Source organism: Flavobacterium celericrescens, assembly GCF_011392075.1.
GTDB classification, from domain to species: Bacteria; Bacteroidota; Bacteroidia; order Flavobacteriales; family Flavobacteriaceae; genus Flavobacterium; species Flavobacterium celericrescens.
The window spans coordinates 222,433-242,119 of sequence record NZ_JAAJBV010000002.1 but is presented as its reverse complement, the minus strand read 5'-3'; the positions used below and the strand labels follow the sequence as shown (position 1 = coordinate 242,119).

Annotated in this window: 11 protein-coding genes and 1 pseudogene; 8 read left to right on the top strand and 4 right to left on the bottom strand. The window is 32.8% G+C overall.

The window, feature by feature from the left end; all coding sequences use genetic code 11:
* The first annotated feature begins 7 nt into the window (after positions 1–7).
* The 8 genes and pseudogenes from recN (at position 8) to G4L40_RS03775 (ending at position 15,843) form a co-directional block, all read left to right on the top strand.
* Complete coding sequence (gene recN / locus G4L40_RS03810; protein ID WP_166235832.1) at positions 8–1,660, top strand: DNA repair protein RecN; 1,653 nt, start codon at positions 8–10, stop codon at positions 1,658–1,660.
* 64 nt (positions 1,661–1,724) lie between these two features.
* A complete protein-coding gene (gene fabV / locus G4L40_RS03805; protein ID WP_166235831.1) occupies positions 1,725–2,915 on the top strand; it encodes an enoyl-ACP reductase FabV in 1,191 nt (396 codons plus the stop codon).
* A 160-nt stretch (positions 2,916–3,075) separates the two neighbouring features.
* Positions 3,076–6,885 carry a T9SS-dependent choice-of-anchor J family protein gene (locus tag G4L40_RS03800; protein ID WP_166235830.1) on the top strand — a complete coding sequence of 1,270 codons (3,810 nt, stop codon included), beginning with the start codon at positions 3,076–3,078 and terminating at the stop codon, positions 6,883–6,885.
* 146 nt (positions 6,886–7,031) lie between these two features.
* A complete protein-coding gene (locus G4L40_RS03795; protein WP_166235829.1) occupies positions 7,032–11,795 on the top strand; it encodes a T9SS type A sorting domain-containing protein in 4,764 nt (1,587 codons plus the stop codon).
* 81 nt (positions 11,796–11,876) lie between these two features.
* Positions 11,877–12,875, top strand: coding sequence for a glycosyltransferase (locus G4L40_RS03790; protein WP_166235828.1), 999 nt, complete (start codon positions 11,877–11,879; stop codon positions 12,873–12,875).
* Between the two features lie 2 nt (positions 12,876–12,877).
* Entirely contained in the window at positions 12,878–13,465 is a 588-nt protein-coding gene (gene coaE, locus G4L40_RS03785; RefSeq protein ID WP_166235827.1) for a dephospho-CoA kinase, read from the top strand.
* Positions 13,466–13,537: 72 nt separating this feature from the next.
* Positions 13,538–15,121 (top strand): annotated as a pseudogene (locus G4L40_RS03780) (sensor histidine kinase).
* A 23-nt stretch (positions 15,122–15,144) separates the two neighbouring features.
* Positions 15,145–15,843, top strand: coding sequence for a response regulator transcription factor (locus G4L40_RS03775; RefSeq protein WP_166235826.1), 699 nt, complete (start codon positions 15,145–15,147; stop codon positions 15,841–15,843).
* A 33-nt stretch (positions 15,844–15,876) separates the two neighbouring features.
* Here G4L40_RS03775 and G4L40_RS03770 read toward each other — a convergent pair whose 3' ends face one another.
* The 4 genes from G4L40_RS03770 to G4L40_RS03755 form a co-directional block, all read right to left on the bottom strand.
* Positions 15,877–16,602: an acyl-[acyl-carrier-protein] thioesterase gene (locus G4L40_RS03770; protein WP_166235825.1), complete on the bottom strand. Its 726-nt coding sequence runs from the start codon at positions 16,600–16,602 to the stop codon at positions 15,877–15,879.
* A gap of 4 nt (positions 16,603–16,606) precedes the next feature.
* Positions 16,607–17,542 carry a tRNA (adenosine(37)-N6)-dimethylallyltransferase MiaA gene (gene miaA / locus G4L40_RS03765; RefSeq protein WP_166235824.1) on the bottom strand — a complete coding sequence of 312 codons (936 nt, stop codon included), beginning with the start codon at positions 17,540–17,542 and terminating at the stop codon, positions 16,607–16,609.
* Between the two features lie 2 nt (positions 17,543–17,544).
* Positions 17,545–18,906 (bottom strand): exonuclease domain-containing protein, encoded by a 1,362-nt coding sequence (locus tag G4L40_RS03760; RefSeq protein ID WP_166236015.1) that lies wholly within the window; start codon positions 18,904–18,906, stop codon positions 17,545–17,547.
* Positions 18,907–18,980: 74 nt separating this feature from the next.
* Positions 18,981–19,643 carry a YggS family pyridoxal phosphate-dependent enzyme gene (locus G4L40_RS03755; RefSeq protein ID WP_166235823.1) on the bottom strand — a complete coding sequence of 221 codons (663 nt, stop codon included), beginning with the start codon at positions 19,641–19,643 and terminating at the stop codon, positions 18,981–18,983.
* Between the last annotated feature and the right edge of the window lie 44 nt (positions 19,644–19,687).

The following is a 19,687-nucleotide window of genomic DNA, read 5'->3' as shown; positions in this document are numbered from 1 at the left end:
ATAAACTATGTTGCTTTCACTTTCCATAAAAAATTACGCGTTAATTGAATCGCTTGAAACTGATTTTTCCAATCAGTTTTCTGTTATTACTGGTGAAACTGGAGCGGGAAAATCTATATTATTAGGTGCATTAGGTTTGGTTTTAGGAAATAGAGCCGATTTAACTTCATTAAAAAATAAAGAGCAAAAATGTATTATTGAAGCTGTTTTTTTGCTTTCAAATTATAATTTGCAACCTTTTTTTCAAGAAAATGATTTGGATTATGAAGATAAAACAATCATCAGAAGAGAAATTTTACCTTCAGGAAAATCGCGTGCATTTATAAATGATAGTCCAGTTAATCTTCAAGAATTACAAGAATTAGGTTCTTATTTATTGGATATTCATTCGCAACATCAAACGCGTGAACTTACAGAAGAATCATATCAATTAGAAATTATAGATGCTGTAGCCGAAAATGGAGTTGCAATACTAAAGTATAAAAGCATATTAACTTCTTTTAAAGCGAAACAAAAAGAGTTAAAGCAAATGATTGCTGAAAAAGTAGCTTTGGAAAAAGAATATGAATATAATTCGTTTCTTTTGAATGAGTTATTGTCAGCAAATTTAGTGGATGGAGAGCAAGAATTGCTTGAACAAGAATTAGAGCAATTAAGTAATGTGGAATTTATTAAAGAAAATTTTGCTCGAATATTAGCAGTTGCAAACGAAGAACAAATCGGTGTAATTGTCAATTTAAAAGAAATGAAATTGGGACTTCAAAAAGTGATGGCTTTTTCTCCAATTTATGCGCAACTTCAAGAAAGATTGCAAAGTTCTTTTATAGAAATTGAAGATATTGTTAATGAATGTGAGCAAAATAATGACAAAATTATTGCAGATCCTGAACGATTAGAATTGGTAAATACTAAATTACAATCTATTTATAATCTTCTGAAAAAACACCAAGTAGGTTCCATTCATGAACTTTTATTGATTCAAACTGAATTAGATAATAAAGTAGTAAAGGTCGATGATTTAGAAATAGGAATCAAAAACGCCGAAAAAGAATTGCTTGTTTTAAAGGAAGAAATTGATGGAATAGCTACAAATATTTCTAAAAACAGAATTAATGCGGTGCCTCATTTGACAAAAAAAATTAAAGAGATTCTTTCACAATTAGGAATGGCAGAAGCCAATTTTCAGTTTGAAATTACGGTATCTGAAGATTATTTTGCTACAGGAAAAGATGAATTAAATGTTTTGTTCTCTGCTAATAAAGGAACTAGTTTTGGAGCCTTGAAAAAAGTAGCTTCTGGAGGAGAAATGTCTCGAATTATGTTGGCTATAAAATCTATTTTAGCTAATTATTCAAAATTACCAACCATTATTTTTGACGAAATTGACACAGGTGTTTCTGGTGAAATTGCAATAAAAATGGGGGAGATTATGAAAGATATGAGTAAAACAATGCAAGTTTTTGCAATTACTCACTTGCCTCAAATTGCTGCAAAAGGTGATTCACATTATAAAGTATCTAAACGAAGTTATGGTGAAACGACAATATCGGAATTAATCTTACTTTCTACCGAAGAGCGAATTCAACAAATTGCAGAAATGTTATCGGGTAAAGAAGTTTCCGAATCTGCATTGCAACATGCAAAAGCTTTGTTGAATTAATTTTTTGAATTACTTTTGTTTTCAATTTACAAATAATACAAAATCAAATATAAAAATATAGAAGATGATTATAGAACCTAGAATGCGTGGATTCATTTGTTTAACAGCCCATCCAAAAGGTTGTGAACAAAATGTAAAAAATCAAATAGAATATGTAAAGTCAAAAGGAAAAATTGACGGTGCAAAAAAAGTTTTGGTCATTGGAGCTTCTACAGGTTTTGGTTTAGCTTCAAGAATTACTAGTGCTTTTGGGTCTGATGCTGCTACAATTGGTGTGTTTTTTGAAAAAGAACCAGCAGAAGGAAAAACAGCTTCTCCAGGATGGTATAATTCTGCAGCTTTTGAAGTAGAAGCAACTAAAGCAGGATTATATGCTAAAAGTATCAATGGAGATGCTTTTTCTAATGAAGTAAAACAACAAGCAATAGAAATGATTAAATCTGATTTAGGTCAAGTAGATTTAGTAATTTATAGTTTGGCTTCGCCAGTTCGTCTTCATCCAGTTACAGGAGTTTTACATCGCTCAACATTAAAACCTATCGGATCTACTTTTACAAATAAAACAGTTGATTTTCATACAGGAAATGTGACTCAAGTTTCAATAGAGCCTGCAAATCAAGAAGATATTGATAATACTGTCGTGGTAATGGGAGGTGAAGATTGGTCAATGTGGATGGGTGCGTTAAAGGAGGCTGGAGTTTTAGCTAATGGAGCAACTACAATAGCTTATTCATACATAGGTCCAGAAGTAACAGAGGCAGTTTATAGAAAAGGTACAATTGGAAGAGCAAAAGATCATTTAGAAGCTACAGCATTTGAAATTACAGAAAAATTAAAAGGGATAAATGGAAAAGGTTATGTTTCTGTAAATAAAGCATTGGTTACTCAAGCGAGTTCAGCAATTCCGGTTATTCCATTATATATATCTTTATTATATAAGATTATGAAAGCAGAGGGAATTCACGAAGGATGCATAGAGCAAATTCAAAGATTATATGCAGAGAGATTGTACACTGGAAGTGCAATTCCAACTGATGATAAAGGAAGAATTAGAATTGATGATTGGGAAATGCGTGCCGATGTACAAGAAAAAATTGCAAAATTATGGGTTGAATCTACTACTGAATCATTAGTTCAATTAGGAGATTTAGCGGGTTATAAACAAGATTTCTTAAATTTATTTGGATTCGGGTTTGATGGTGTTGATTATCAAGCTGATGCCAATGAGATGGTTTTGGTACCTAGTATAAAGTAAATTCTATTTAAAGTAAATTTTTAAAAATCTCGAATTAATTCGAGATTTTTTGTTTTAAAGCTTTGATTGATGCATTTTATCGATATTATTCATAAAATTTGATTGGTATTTTAAAAAAAATTATAAATTAGCCTTTGCTTAACAATTAATCTAATTATTTATGAAAAAAATTACTCTATGGCTTTTTGCTTTGCTGACTTGTTGGCAAACTTACAGTCAAGTTGGATTAACAGAAAATTTTGATGCTAGCACTGCTTTACCAGCAGGATGGTCTGTTTCTGATTTTTCAACTCCAACTGCAACAGATGCTTGTGCAGGAAATTCTCACAGAACTAATAGATATTCTTTTAGTACATCTGGAACTTTAATCTCACCAAATCAAGTTGCGGCTTCAAATGGTACAAATTTAACTTTCAGTTTTGATTATAAAATCGAAAATTGGAACTCAACTACTGCAACTCCAGCAGGATGGGGAAACTTTGTAGTTCAATATTCTACAGATAATGGAGCAACATGGTCAACTTTTTTCACGGTTGATGATTCAAATCACGTTGTAGCTAATACTTGTGCTACATTTTCAAATGTTATACCAGGAGCTAGCTTACCAGCTGGATCTGATGTAAGATTTAGATTTTTATCAACATGGGTAGCGGGTGATTATGATATTTATTTTGATAACATTTCTGCAACTCAGGTTACTGCTTTGCCTCCAAATTGTACTGCTTTGTCTTCACCAGCCAATGGTGCTGTGAATATAGATTCAAGTATTGTGTCTTGGCCTGCTGCTAGTGGAGTGCCTACAGGATATAAATTAACTGTTGGAACTACTCCAGGAGGTACAGATGTCTTTAATGCTTTAGATGTTCTAAATGTATTGACATATAATTTAGGTGTTCTAAATGCAGGAACTACTTATTATGTTAAAGTTGTTCCATACAATGCAAATGGAGATGCAATAGGATGTACAGAATCTTCTTTTACAACTTGTGGAACAAATGCAGTTCCAGTATTAGAACCATTTGCTACATTTTTACCAGGTTGTTGGGTAGAAGCTGACAATGGTGATCTTGTTGCTGGTCCAGCAACTTTTGGTGCTTCAGGTTGGGCAGCTGATGGTTTTGCTAATGTTGGTACAACAGGTGCAATTAACTATAATGTTTATCAAGCTGTCGCAAATGATTGGGTAATCTCTCCTTATTATTCAATACCAGCTACTGGTTATGAATTAAAATATGATGCAGCAGCAACTCAATATGCAGGAACAGGAGTTCCTGCTCCAGCTTGGGAAGCTGACGATTTTGTTGAGGTGTTAATTTCAACAGGTACAACTAACTGGGTGGTTTTATATACCTATAATGCTGCAAATACAAATATTCCTTCAAATACAGGAACTACAAATATTATCGATTTAGATGCTTATGCAGGTTTAAGTGTAAGATTTGCATTTAGAGTTGTTGAAGGTACTGCAAATGGTGCTGCTGATATAGATTTTTCAATTGATAATTTTGAAATTAGAGCAACTCCAGCATGTTTAGAGCCAACAGGTTTAGCAGTTGCTGGAATTACTGATTCTAGTGTTGATTTGTCTTGGATTGCTGGTGGTACTGAATTAGATTGGCAATATTTAATTCAACCACAAGGTACTGGTACTCCTACGGGTTCTGAGCCAGGAATTGTTGATGTAACTTCTTCTAATGAAACAGATTCTACATTATCTCCTAATACTGCTTATGAAGTATATGTTAGAGCATTTTGTAGTGTTTCAGAGCAAAGCCCTTGGGTAGGTCCAGTGAATTTTAGAACAGCATGTACAGCTCTTACAGTTCCTTTTTCTGAAGGATTCAATTCAACATCATCTACAGAAGCTTGTTGGACGGTATTAAATGTTAACTCGGATACTGAAGCTTGGGATATGAACTATACTACAAATCCATACGAAGGAAATCAATCAGCAGTTATGTATACTGATTTTAATGCAGGTGCAAATGATGATTGGTTAATTTCACCAACAATTACTTTAACAGGTGGACAAAGATTGAAATATCATTACAGAGTTCAGTCTAATTTTGAGCCTAATGATTTTGAATTATTATTATCTACAACAGGTGCAGTACCAGCTAGTTTTACTACAGTATTGTTGCCTACTGCTAGTTATTCAAATACAACTTATGTTGAGCAAATAGTTGATCTATCAGCATATTCTGGAAATGTGAATATTGCATGGCATGTACCTGCTGGTGGATTAGATGGATGGAGATTGTACATTGATAATGTAATTATTGAAAACATACCTGTTACTCCACCTTCATGCGCTTCTAATATTGTTGCAACACCAAATGCAACTTGTGGTAATTTTTCAAATTTAATCACTTGGGATGCTACAGTAGGTGCTGATGGTTATTATATATCTGTAGGAACAACTCCTGCTGGAACAGATGTTGCAAATAATATTAATTTAGGTAATGTAACTACTTATAGCTTTACAGGGGCAATTGCAACAACATATTATTATACAGTAGTTCCGTTTAATGCTAATGGTTCTGCAACTGGATGTGCTGAGTTGTCTTTTACAACAGCAGCGACAGGATGTTATTGTACTTCAGTTCCTACTTCTGTTGATGGAAGTGGAATTACAAATGTTCAGTTAGTTGCTACAAATTTTGCAAATACACCAGCTTCATATACTGACCACACAGCTACACCTGTTAATATGTCACAGGGAGTAAGTAACAATGTTCAAATTACTTTTGCAACAGGTTATACTTATGATACAAATATTTGGATTGACTTCAATAATGATTTTGATTTTGATGATGCAGGAGAGTTGGTTCAAACTGGTATTGCTTCTACAAATGCTAATCCTACAACATTGAATGCATCATTTGTAATGCCAGGAACAGCTCCATTAGGACAACACAGAATGAGAATTGGTACTGCAGATGTAGGTCAAGTCCCTCCAGCACCATGTTATTCGGGTTCTTGGGGTGTTACTTTAGACTTTACAGTTAATATCGTTGCAGCATCGTGTACACCACCAGCTGCTACTACAGCAGTAGTTCCTGCATGTGGTTCTGGTCAATTCTCAGTTGATGTAACAGTTACTGCATTAGGAAATGGTACACCATCAATTACAGATGGTACTACTACATGGCCAGTTACAGCTCTTGGAGTAGTAAATGTTGGTCCATTTGCAAGTGGTTCTTCAGTAACATTAACGTTATTACATGGAGTAGATGGAACATGTAATGTGCCATTAGGTTCATCAACATATACTTGTCCTGCAGCAAATGATGATTTATGTAATGCAATTCCAGTAACAGTTAACGCAACTTCTACAGGAACAGCTTATGGAAACGTTGGAGCTACTGCACAAACTAATGAGCCAGTTCCTGGATGTTTTAGTGATAATATCAACGGCTCTGTATGGTTTACTTTTGTTGCGCCAGCATCTGGAGAAGTAAATATTACAACAGATATCTCAGGAGCTACATTAACAGATACTGAAATTGCTGTTTATGCCGCTACAGGGGTTACTTGTTCAGATTTAACTACACTTGGAGCAGCTTTAGGTTGTGATCAAGATAGTGGAACAACTATTATTTATAACTCATTCTTAAACTTAGCTGGTTTAACACCAGGTGCAACTTATTATATTCAAGTTGATGATTATGGTTTTGGAACTGCAAATGGAACTTTTGGATTAGAAGTAGCAGAAGTGTTAGCTTCAGATTCATTTGATAACAATAGTTTTGTAGCTTATCCAAATCCAGTAAAAGATGTGTTTAATGTTTCTTATACATCAGAGATATCTTCAGTAAGAGTAATGAATTTACTTGGTCAAGAAGTTCTTTCTAGAGATGTAAATGCAACTTCAACACAAATAGATATGTCTCAATTGAGTACTGGAGCATACATTGTTAATGTAACAGTAGGAGATACAATCAAAACAATTAAAGTTGTTAAGCAATAATTACATTTTTAAAAATTGTTATAAAATCCCGACTTGTTCGGGATTTTGTGTTTTTAATCACAATTGGTTTGGAAACAAATGTTTGCATATTTGTTATTTTAAAATAAATGTTAAATTAGCGGTTGATTAACAATTAATTAATATTTATGAAAAAAATTACTTTTTGGTTACTTGCACTCTTTATGTGTTGGCAAGTAAACGCACAATTAGTAAGTACGTATTCATTCAGTCAGAGTTCGGGAACTTATACCCCAATAACTGGCGGAACTGTTTTAGGTACGGCTACTAATGATGATAACGTTTTCAATGCAAATAGTATTGGATTTACGTTTAATTATAATGGAACAGATTACACGCAATTTAGTGTAAACGCAAATGGTTTTATTGCTTTAGGAGGTACAGTTGTTAGTTCTTACACTGCAATTTCTTCAGGAACATCAAATAATGTAATAGCTGCATTAAATGGTGACTTGCAAGGAAATACAACTACTGGGGAATTAAGTTATATTTTGTCAGGTACTGCTCCTAATCAAGTATTAACAATACAATGGAAAAGTTACCGACACTATAACGTAGCAGGTGATGATGTTAATTTTCAAATTAAATTATATGAAACATCTAATGTAATCGAAGTTGTTTATGGATCTTTCTTACAAAATGCGACAGCTAGAACGCGTCAAGTTGGATTAAGAGGTGCATCAAATGCTGATTACAATAACAGAACTACAACAACAGATTGGAATGCAACAACTGCCGGTACAAATAATGCAGCAAACTGCGCTTTAACAACTGCAATTATTCCTGCTTCTGGGTTAACTTTTGCTTGGACACCTCCGCCGCCTTGTACAGGAATACCGGTTGCTGGTAGTGTTACTCCGGCTACATTTTCTTTATTGCCTGGACAAGCTTCAGGTGCGCTAACTCTTACAGGTTTTTCATTAGTTTCTGGTCTTACATTCCAATGGGAAGAATCATTAGATGGAGGAACAACATGGGGAAATGCTGTTGGTGGGACAGGAGCTACAACAATTAGCTACACACCTCCAGTTTTTGCTGGAGCGCAAATTATGTATAGAGTTAATGTAACTTGTACAGCATCTGCTTCATCTGCAGTTTCATCTGCAACGGTATTAAATCCGTGTGGTGCTAATGCCGTGCCAACTTTAGAGCCTCTTGCTACATTTTTACCAACTTGTTGGCAAGAAGCAGATAATGGTGATTTAACTGCTGGACCAGCTGCTTTTTTAACTGGTGCTTGGGTAGTTGATGGGTTTGCTAATTCAGGAACTACAGGTGCTGCAAGAATTTTGATTGATGGTGCTGTTGATAATGATTGGGTACTTTCTCCTTTATATACAATTCCTGCAACTGGATATGAATTGAAATTTGATGCTGCTGCAACTCAGTCTGGAGGAACTGGTGTTCCAACAACTGCTTGGGAAGCTGATGATTTTGTTGAAGTGTTGGTTTCTACAGGAACGACTAACTGGATAGTGCTTCACACTTTCAATGATACAAATGTACCTTCAAATATTGGAGAGCCTATTATTATTGATTTAGATACTTATGCTGGATTAGATGTTAGATTTGCTTTTAGAGCATTTGAAGGAACAGCAAATGGTGCTGCTGCTATTGATTTCTCAATTGATAATTTTGAAATTAGAGAAACTCCAGCATGTTTAGAACCTACAAATTTAACAGCTTCGAATGTTTCTGACACTAGTATTGATTTATCTTGGGTTGCTGGTGGTACGGAATTAGATTGGCAATATTTAATTCAACCTCAAGGTACAGGTACTCCTACAGGTTCTGAATCTGGAATTGTTGATGTAACTTCTTCTAATGAAACAGATTCAACATTGTCACCTAATACTGCTTATGAAGTATATGTTAGATCTTTTTGTAGTGTTTCTGAACAAAGTCCATGGGTAGGTCCAGTTAATTTTACTACTCAATGTGCAACAGTTACTGATTTTGTTCAAAATTTTGACGGAGTTACTGCAACTGCAATGCCTGCTTGTTGGGCTAAAGTTGGTACAACAGGTACTGTTAATACACAAACAACTTCTCCTAATTCAGCTCCTAACACAATGTACATTTATGGTACTTCAGGAACAAATATGGCTGTTGTTAAAATGCAACCAGTTTCTAATTTAGGTGCTGGTACGCATAGAATTAGATTTAGTATGAGAGCTAATTTCACTGTAGGTGGAGTTATTGAATTTGGATATTTAACTAATCCAGCTGATGCTTCTACTTTTGTTGCTTTAGGAACTACTACTGCTGCTTCATTAACTTATCAACAATATACTATTGCTCCAGTTGCGGGAACATATTCTAATTACCCAGCATTTAGACATATTGGAGTGCCTGCAAATAGTATTTTAATTGATGATGTTAACTGGGAACCAATTCCTGCTGTTGCACCTACATGTGTAGCAATAACTTCTCCTGCTAATGGAGCTACAGGTGTTATGAGTTCTACAATTACATGGGGAAATAGTGTTGACGCTACAGGTTATAACATTAGTGTAGGTACTACTCCGGGTGGTACAGAAGTATTAAATAGTTTTGATGTTGGAAACGTTTTAACTTATAATTTAAGTTCTGCTCCAGGGACTACATATTATGTTACTGTTTATCCATACAATGCTTTTGGTACCGCAACAGGCTGTACTGAAATTTCATTTACAACTTGTGGGGCATTGACTCCAGACATTTTAGAACCATTTACAACGTTTTTACCTTCTTGTTGGGTAGCTGCTGATAATGGAGATTTAGTTGCTGGTCCAGCTACTTTTGGTACATCTGGATGGGTAGCTGATGGTTTTGGAAACGTTGGAACAACCGGAGCTATTAGATATGAAATTTGGTTAGCTGCTGCGAATGATTGGATTATTTCACCAGTTGTAAATATTCCAGCTACAGGTTATGAATTAAAATTTGATGCTGCAGCAACACAATGGAATACTACAGCAGCTTCAACTAACCCATGGGAAGCAGATGATTATGTAGAAGTTTTAGTTTCTACCACAGGTATGAATAACTGGACAGTTTTATATACGTATAATAATACAAACGTTCCTGCAACAACAGGTACAACAAATATTATTGACTTGGATGCTTATGCAGGTCAAAGTGTTCGTTTCGCATATAGAGTTTTCGAAGGTACTGCAAATGGTACAACTGACTTGAATTTCTATGTAGATAATTTTGAAGTTAGATTAACTCCAGCTTCAGCACCATTATGTGCTACTAATTTTGTGAATACACCAAATGCAACTTGTGGTAACTTTGATAACTTAATTTCATGGGATGCTTCGGCTGGTGCTAATGGTTATTATTTAACAGTTGGAACTACATCTGGTGGTACAGATATTTTAAACAATGTGAATATAGGTTCAGTTCTTTCTTATACTTTTCCAAGTACAATTAATACAACTTATTTTTATACAGTTGTGCCATACAATGGGGTAGGTCCTGCAACAGGATGTGCTGAGCAGTCATTTTCTTCTGTAGCAACAGGATGTTACTGTACTTCAGTTCCAACTTCAAATGATGCTAGTGGAATTACAAATGTTCAAATTGCAACAACTAATTTTCCAACTACTGATGTAACATATTTTGACCATACAGCAACTGTGGTAGATTTATCACAAGGAATAAATTCCAATTTACAAGTTACATTTGCTACAGGTTATGCTTATAATACTTTTGTAAGTATAGATTTTAATGATGATTTTGATTTTAATGATGCGGGAGAGCTTGTGTACTCAGGTGTTTCAGCTAGTGCAAATCCAACTACATTAAATGCTTCATTTATGATGCCAGGAACAGCTCCATTAGGGCAACATAGAATGAGAATAAATACTGGAGACGCATCTTTCTTAACAGCTTCAAATCCATGTTATTCAGGTGCTTATGGTGTTACTTTAGACTTTACTATTAATATAGTTGCAGCATCGTGTACACCACCAGCTGCTACTACAGCAGTAGTTCCAGCATGTGGTTCTGGTCAATTCTCAGTTGATGTAACAGTTACAGCATTAGGAAATGGTACACCATCAATTACAGATGGTACTACTACATGGCCAGTTACTGCTCTTGGAGTAGTAAATGTTGGTCCATTTACAAGTGGTTCTTCAGTAACGTTGACTTTATTACATGGAGTAGATGGAACATGTGATGTGCCATTAGGTTCATCAACTTATACTTGTCCTGCAGCAAATGATGATTTATGTAATGCAATTCCAGTAACAGTTAATGCAACTTCTACAGGAACAGCTTATGGAAATGTTGGAGCTACTTCACAAACTAGTGAGCCTGTTCCTGGATGTTTTAGTGATAATATCAACGGCTCTGTATGGTTTACTTTTGTTGCGCCAGCATCTGGAGAAGTAAATATTACAACTGATATTGCAGGAGCTACATTAACAGATACAGAAATTGCTGTTTATGCCGCTACAGGGGTTACTTGTTCAGATTTAACTACACTTGGAGCAGCTTTAGGTTGTGATCAAGATGGTGGAACAACTATTATTTATAACTCATTCTTAAACTTAGCTGGTTTAACACCAGGTGCAACTTATTATATTCAAGTTGATGATTATGGTTTTGGAACAACAAAAGGAACTTTTGGATTAGAAGTAGCAGAAGTGTTAGCTTCAGATTCATTTGATAACAATAGTTTTGTAGCTTATCCAAATCCAGTAAAAGATGTGTTTAATGTTTCTTATACATCAGAGATATCTTCAGTAAGAGTAATGAATTTACTTGGTCAAGAAGTTCTTTCTAGAGATGTAAATGCAACTTCAACACAAATAGATATGTCTCAATTGAGTACTGGAGCATACATTGTTAATGTAACAGTAGGAGATACAATCAAAACAATTAAAGTTGTTAAGCAATAATTAGAGGTAAAATTCTAATATTTTAAAAAGTCCCGCTTTGGCGGGACTTTTGTTTTTTGCTATATTTGTAAAAATTAGAGCATGTATTTTTCTTTTATTATTCCCGTTTATAATCGACCTGATGAAATAGATGAACTTTTAGAAAGTTTATCAAAATTAAAAACTGAACTTGTTTTTGAAGTTGTTGTTGTTGAAGATGGCTCTACAATTTCATGTGAACATATAATTGAAAAGTATAATTCTTTATTGTCTATATCTTATTATTTTAAAAAAAATTCAGGACCAGGTGATTCACGAAATTACGGAATGCGAATTGCAAAAGGAGATTATTTCATCATTTTAGATTCAGATTGTATTATTCCAGAGGATTATTTGGAACAAGTTACAAAGAGCTTAGAAAAGGATTATGTGGATTGTTTTGGAGGACCAGATGCTGCATTAGATACTTTTTCAGATGTACAGAAAGCCATAAATTTTACAATGACTTCTTTTTTAACAACGGGAGGAATTAGAGGAGGAAGTGAAAAAGTAGATAAATTTCAACCAAGAAGTTTTAATATGGGATTGTCAAAAATCGCATTTGAAGCTTCAAGTGGTTTTGGAAATATCCATCCTGGTGAGGATCCAGATTTATCAATTAGATTATGGAATTTAGGATTCCGAACTAAGTTAATCAAAGAGGCTTTTGTTTATCATAAAAGAAGAATTAGTTGGGAAAAGTTTCAAATTCAAGTGAATAAATTTGGAAAAGCACGTCCTATTTTGAATTCGTGGTATCCACAATTTGTAAAAATTACTTTTTGGTTTCCAAGTCTTTTTTTATTAGGATTCTTATTTTCAGTTTTACTATTAGGTTTTAAATTCCCTTATTTTTTAGAATTGTATATAGTTTATTTCACAGTTCTATTCACGGTGTCATTATTTGTGAATAAAAGCCTTAAAATTGCGCTATATTCAGTTTATGCAGCCATAATTCAATTTTATGGCTACGGAAAAGGATTTTTGCTTTCGTTTTGTAAAATCTTTATTTTAAAACAAAAACCAGAAGAGGCATTTCCAGAATTATTTTTTAAAAAATAAATATGACTAGAATTATTGGTTTAACAGGTGGAATTGGCAGTGGGAAATCTACAGTAGCAAGTTATATTGCTTCAAAGGGTATTCCTGTTTATATAGCTGACGAAGAAGCAAAAAAGCTGATGGATTCTAAAAAAATTTCGACAAAAATTCAAGCTATTTTCTCCGAAAATATTCTTACAATCGATGGCACTTTAGATCGAAAAAAAATAGCTGCTATAGTTTTTAATTCTCCCGAAAAACTATCTAAATTAAATGCAATTGTTCATCCAGAAGTAAAAAAACACTTCAGAAATTGGCTCAACTTACATAAAAAGGCTCCTTTTATTATTAAAGAAGTAGCAATTTTATTTGAAACAGGTGGGAATTTATCTTGTGATAAAGTAATTTTAGTTACGGCTCCTGAGGAAATCCGTATTCAAAGAGCAATGAAACGAGATAATGTTGATAGAGATAGTGTATTAAAGCGTATTCAAAATCAACTGCCTGAAGAAGAGAAAATTAGTAAAAGTGATTTTGTAGTGCATAATATTGATTTACAAAATACGTTTATAGAAATAGACCAAATTCTTAAAATTTTAGCAAAACCATAAAAAATGGTTTTTATGTTAATCTTTGGTTAATGTATTTTAACAAGATATGTTAAAATGTTAAATTTGTTGTCGATGAATAAATCAAGGTTTAGGTTATTGGTCTTTTTAATGAGTTTGTCATTAATAGGAATTATTTTAGTTCAATTGTATTGGATAACAACCTCGTTGAATAAAAACGAAGAAGAATTCAAATATCATGTACAGCAAGTACTTGGGAATGTTTCAAATAATTTGAAAGAAAAAGAATTGGTTTCTTTTTTTACAAAGTATAATGAAATTAAAGATAGTATTGGTAAGGATCCAGAAACTAGTCAATTAAAGGAAATTTACTTTTATGAGCGAGACACAAAAACAAATGAAACTATAATTTACACCAATACTTTAGTAGCCGAAAATTATGGAATAACAGGTTCGTTCTTTGATAATAAAGCTGATTCAGTAAATGTTGGAAATCTAATCGCTAAACGGAAAACTGAGATTTACAACGGAAATTCTATTAATGACGGGAGTTTTCAAATTAACAATCAGCCAAATATAACAATTTCAAAATCAGGAAGTTTGTCTAGTTTAGACAAAGCAAATTTTGAAGTGGTTTTTAAAGATATTGTTTCCCAAAAACCATTGCAGCAAAGAATTACAAACGAAGAATTAGAAAAGTTATTAAAAGCTGAATTAAAAAAATATGGTGTTAAAACGCCTTTTGAATTCTGAATTTATAGTAATGGATTAGCTACTAAAATTCGTTCAGAAAATTTTAAATACGATAAGAAAACCACCTATGGAATTCCTGTTTTTCAAGATAATGAAGGAATGTCAAAGTACCAATTATTGGTAGGTTTTCCTCACAAGAGTAAATTCGTTTTTTCATCGTTAATTGGAATTACAAGTTTGTCTTTATTGTTTACATTGGTTATTGTTTTAACCTATTCAAGCGCTTTGAATCAGTTAATTAAACAAAAACAAATTTCGGAAATAAAGACCGATTTTATCAACAATATGACACACGAGTTTAAAACACCTATTGCTACTATAAACTTAGCTTTAGATGCAATTAAAAATCCAAAAATAATTGAAGATAAAGAAAAAGTACAGCGTTATCTCCAAATGATTAAGGAAGAAAATAAGAGAATGCACGCTCAAGTTGAAAATGTTCTTAGAATTTCAAAGTTAGAAAAAAATGAATTAGATATTTCTAAAGAACCAAGAGATGTTTCTGAAATAATTGAAGATGCAATTGAACACGTTAGTTTAATTATTGAAGATAGAGAAGGAGTTATACATCAGCATTTTAATGCACAGCGAACTACAATATTGTTAAATGAAGTTCATTTTACAAATGTGTTAGTAAATGTCTTAGATAATGCAATTAAATATTCGCCAAACGCACCTGTAATTGATGTGTTTACCGAAAATATAAAGGATTTTATTTTAATAAAAATACAAGATCAAGGGGCCGGAATGAGTAAAGTAGCTCAGAAAAAAGTGTTTGAAAAATTTTATAGAGAACACACCGGAGATTTGCATAACGTAAAAGGTCACGGACTTGGTTTAGCTTATGTAAAGCAAATAGTTGAAGATCATAACGGACAAATTTATGTTGAAAGTGAAAAAGGTCGCGGAAGTACCTTTATTATAAAAATGCCATTAATAAATTAAAAAATATACACAACACTATTATCATGGAAGGAAAAAAAATATTATTAGTAGAGGATGATCCAAATTTTGGAGCTGTTTTAAAGGATTATTTAATGATTAATGACTTCGAAGTTACGTTGGCAAAAAACGGAATGGAAGGATTTGAAAAATTTAAAAAAGATACTTTTGATTTATGTATTTTAGATGTAATGATGCCATATAAAGATGGTTATACATTAGCAAGAGAAATTCGTGAAAAAAATCAGGAAGTACCAATTATCTTTTTAACAGCTAAAACACTCAAAGAAGATGTTTTAAAAGGTTATAAAGTAGGAGCAGATGATTATTTAAACAAACCATTTGATTCTGAAGTGCTATTAATGAAAATTAAAGCAATCATTCAGCGTAAAGCGTCTGAAGTAAAACCTGATACTACTAAATTTGAGTTCGAAATTGGAAAATTTCACTTGAATTCGAAATTACGTTTTCTAACATTTCCTGGTCAAGAACCAATTAAACTATCTCCAAAAGAATGTGAGCTTTTAAAAATGTTAGCATTACACGAAAATGATTTAATGCCTAGAGAATTAGCATTGACAAAAATTTGGAGAGATGATAATTATTTTACTTCTAGAAGTATGGATGTTTACATTGCCAAATTGAGAAAATTTTTAAAATTAGATGAAAATGTTGAAATCTTAAACATTCATGGTGAAGGTTTTAGATTAGTAATCAAAAAATAATAAAAATGGCTCTGATTTTCAGAGCCATTTTTATTATGTAATTAAATCAAGTGCGAAACAAATTTTATCATCCTTAGAAATCGTATAAATAGTTTCGTGATTTTGGATAACCACATCATCATTCAGATTTAATTCTTTTAGAAAATTCATTTCAAAGCCTTTAATTTTTTGTCTTAGCACAAATTTTGCGTCCATAGCATTTAAACACCATTCTAAATATTTTACATTATTAGCATGGTTTACAATATCTATGTCTGACAATTGTACTTTATGGTCCAAAACCTTTTTAAAAGCAACATTTAAATTAATTTTTTGAACTTCTTTTTCAGAGGCATTATTTTCTGGGTATTTAATAAAATGCTCATGAGGTAATGCTAAATTTTCTGGCCTTCTGGTTTGTGTATTCATTACCACCCAATAGGTTTCACATCCTACTAATTTTTCATTACCTCGGTACAATTCTAAACAGCGAGTCGAACGTGAGTTTTCAAGCGATTTTATCCAAGTTTTTACAGTAACTTTTTCTTTCCATTTTGGTAAATTGATAATTTCCAGTCGCATTTTACTCATTACCCAAGCTTGATGATGTTCTTGCATATCGCTAAAACTAATGCCACCTAAATCGGCATGAATTCCAGCAGTGATTTGAAAAATATTACATAAATCTGTATATTTTAAAACACCATTTGGATAACATTGCACAAAATTTATTTCGTATTCTTGTTCTAAAATGGATGTAAAGTTGGGTGAAATGGGCATTTTTTTATTTTTTTGGAATTTTAGATTCTATTACTTTAATAATTTCTTTTTTATCAGTTAAATAATCAAACCAACTCACATTCTCGGTTCGTTTAAACCAAGTTATTTGACGCTTGGCAAATCGTCTCGTGTTAATTTTGATTTGTCCAATAGCAAATTCTAGTGTTGTTTTCTCATTGAAATAATCGAATAATTCTCTGTAGCCAACGGTTTGTAATGCATTCAAATCTTTGTTTGGATATAGTGAGTGTACTTCGGCTATAAGCCCTTCATTTAGCATAATATCCACGCGTTGGTTGATTCTGTCGTACATTACTTCTCTGTCTGCTTCTAGACCAATAATGATTGGAGTGAAGTTTCTAACATTTTTTTGTTTACCAATAAAACTCGAATAAGGTTTTCCTGTTCCTTTACAAACTTCTACAAACCTCTTCATACGTTGCGGGTTTTGTAGTGTTTGCGGGTTTTGAGTTAGTAATTTTTGATAATATTTCGAATCTAATTCTTGTAATTGTTCTTGTAAATATGTAATTCCTAAAACATCAAACATAGCATTAATTTCAGTTCGAACAGAACCATCTATATCTGGAAAATCATCAAAACCTTTCAAAATTGCATCCACATACAATCCTGAACCGCCTACCATAATTTGAATGTTGTTTTTTTGAAATAATTCACTTAATTTATCCAAAGCTTCTTGTTCAAAATCTCCTACTGAATAACCATCAAAAATTGATTTATTTTGAATAAAATGATGTGTAGCAGTAGCTAATTCATCATCATTAGGAACAGCAGTTCCAATTTTCATTTCTTTAAAAAATTGTCTACTATCACATGAAATAATATCACAACCAAAATGTTGAGCCAAAGTAATACTTAAGGCTGTCTTTCCTATAGCTGTTGGGCCAATAATGGTGATAAGATAATTTTCTGAAGGCATAATTAAAACGTAATCACTTTATGTACTCTATTTTTACGCAAATAGGTTTGAATAATCGTTTTTGTATCACGATTGTGTTGCATCGGAATAATGATGTTTTTAAGAATTTCAATATTATTTACTTGATAGTTTAATTCATAGAAACAATAGCCTTTATAGACGCCATTCTCGATTAAAATTGCACTTCGCTCATCAAATGTTCGTCCTTTATCGATGATGACCATGTTATTGTTTTCAAATGAGTTTTCTGTAATAAATTCTTGCACACGTTCATTATAAATTTCTGGAGATTCTTCACCTAAACAAGCTCCATTACACTCTTTTATTTTGTATTGAAAACAACCGTTTTTTGTTTCGTATAAACCGTTTATTTTTTGGCATAAATTATACTTTTCTGTAATTTTAAAAAGGTAGTTTTTGCCTTCTTGTAAAGTTGTAAACGATGTGATTTCTTTTTTACGACCATCTGCTTTTTCGATAGATAGTGCTAAATAGCCAGCATCATCTTTTTGCATATACAAAGCATATTGGAAAATACTCTTACGTTGCGCAACATTATAAATTGGCTTGTTGATTTTAATTTCTTCGCTTTCTTTTAATAGTGCGATAAGCTCGCTACCCGTTTCTTCAACGTTTACGGCATATACATCACGCTGAATTTTTTTACTTTTACTATTAGAACCTGTAAAATGTTGATTGACACGTTTTTTGATGTTTTTGCTTTTGCCAATATAAATTAAATTGCCTTTTTCGTTATGTATATAGTAAATACCTGTTTTTGAAGGTAAATTCTCTACAATATCTAATAACTTTGGAGACATTCCTGATTTGATTTCGGTTTTGACGAAGCTTTTTAAAATTTCTTTTTCAACGTCTTTTGCCATCAGCATTTTGAATAATTTTACGGTTGCCAATGCGTCTCCGCTGGCTCTATGTCTGTCAGCCATTGGAATTCCTAATGCACGAACTAATTTCCCCAAACTGTATGAAGCTTGGTCTGGAATTAGTCTTTTTGATAATTCAACCGTGCAAAGCGTTGGTTTTTTGAAATCAAAGCCTAATCGTCTAAATTCGGTTTGTAAAATTCGGTAATCGAAAGAAGCATTGTGTGCAACAAGCACGCAACCTTCGGTAATTTCTATAATTCGTTTTGCAATTTCATAAAACTTTGGAGCGCTGCGTAGCATTGCATTGTTAATTCCAGTTAACTTTACAACAAAGGGTTGTATTGGTTTTTCGGGATTAACAAGGCTAATGAGTTGATCTACTACCTCATGTCCATCAAATTTATAAATGGCAATTTCGGTAATACCTTCTTCATTGTATTGACCACCAGTGGTTTCTATGTCGAGAATGCAGTAAATAGTTTAATAGTTTAAAAGGTTATAAGTTTAAATGTTTTTTGAAAATTCTTTTTTAATTTTCTAACTTCTGAATTCTAATTTCTATTTCCAAAGATACTACTTCCAATTCGAACCATCGTACTTCCGCATGAAATTGCGAGTTGATAATCGCCCGACATGCCCATTGAGAGAGTGTTCAGTTGACAGTGTTCAGAGTTCAGTGTTTTGTATTTATCAAAAATCGTTTTTAGATGCTTGAATTCTTTTTCAATTTGGTTTTGGTTTTCTGTGAATGTTGCCATTCCCATTAAACCAACGATTCTGATGTTCTTTAATTGTTTGAATTCTGTAGAAGATAAAATTTCTTCCAATTCTTGTTCGTCTAAGCCAAATTTACTTTCTTCTTCTGCAATATAAACCTGAAATAAACAATCAATCACACGATTGTTTTTAATTGCTTGTTTGTTGATTTCTTGCAATAATTTCAAACTGTCCACGCCATGAATCAAACTCACATAAGGCGCCATGTATTTGACTTTATTCGTTTGCACGTGACCAATCATGTGCCATTCAATGTCTTTTGGCATGACTTCCCATTTGTCGGTCATTTCTTGGATTTTATTTTCTCCAAAAATACGTTGCCCAGCATTATACGCTTCCATTAAATCCGCCACAGGTTTGGTTTTTGAAACCGCTACCAATGTAACGTGTTCTGGAAGTTGGGATTTTATGGTATTGATTTTTTTTGAAATTGACATTTTTTTATTTTTTTGGAACGCAGATTTAAGAAATTATTAAAATT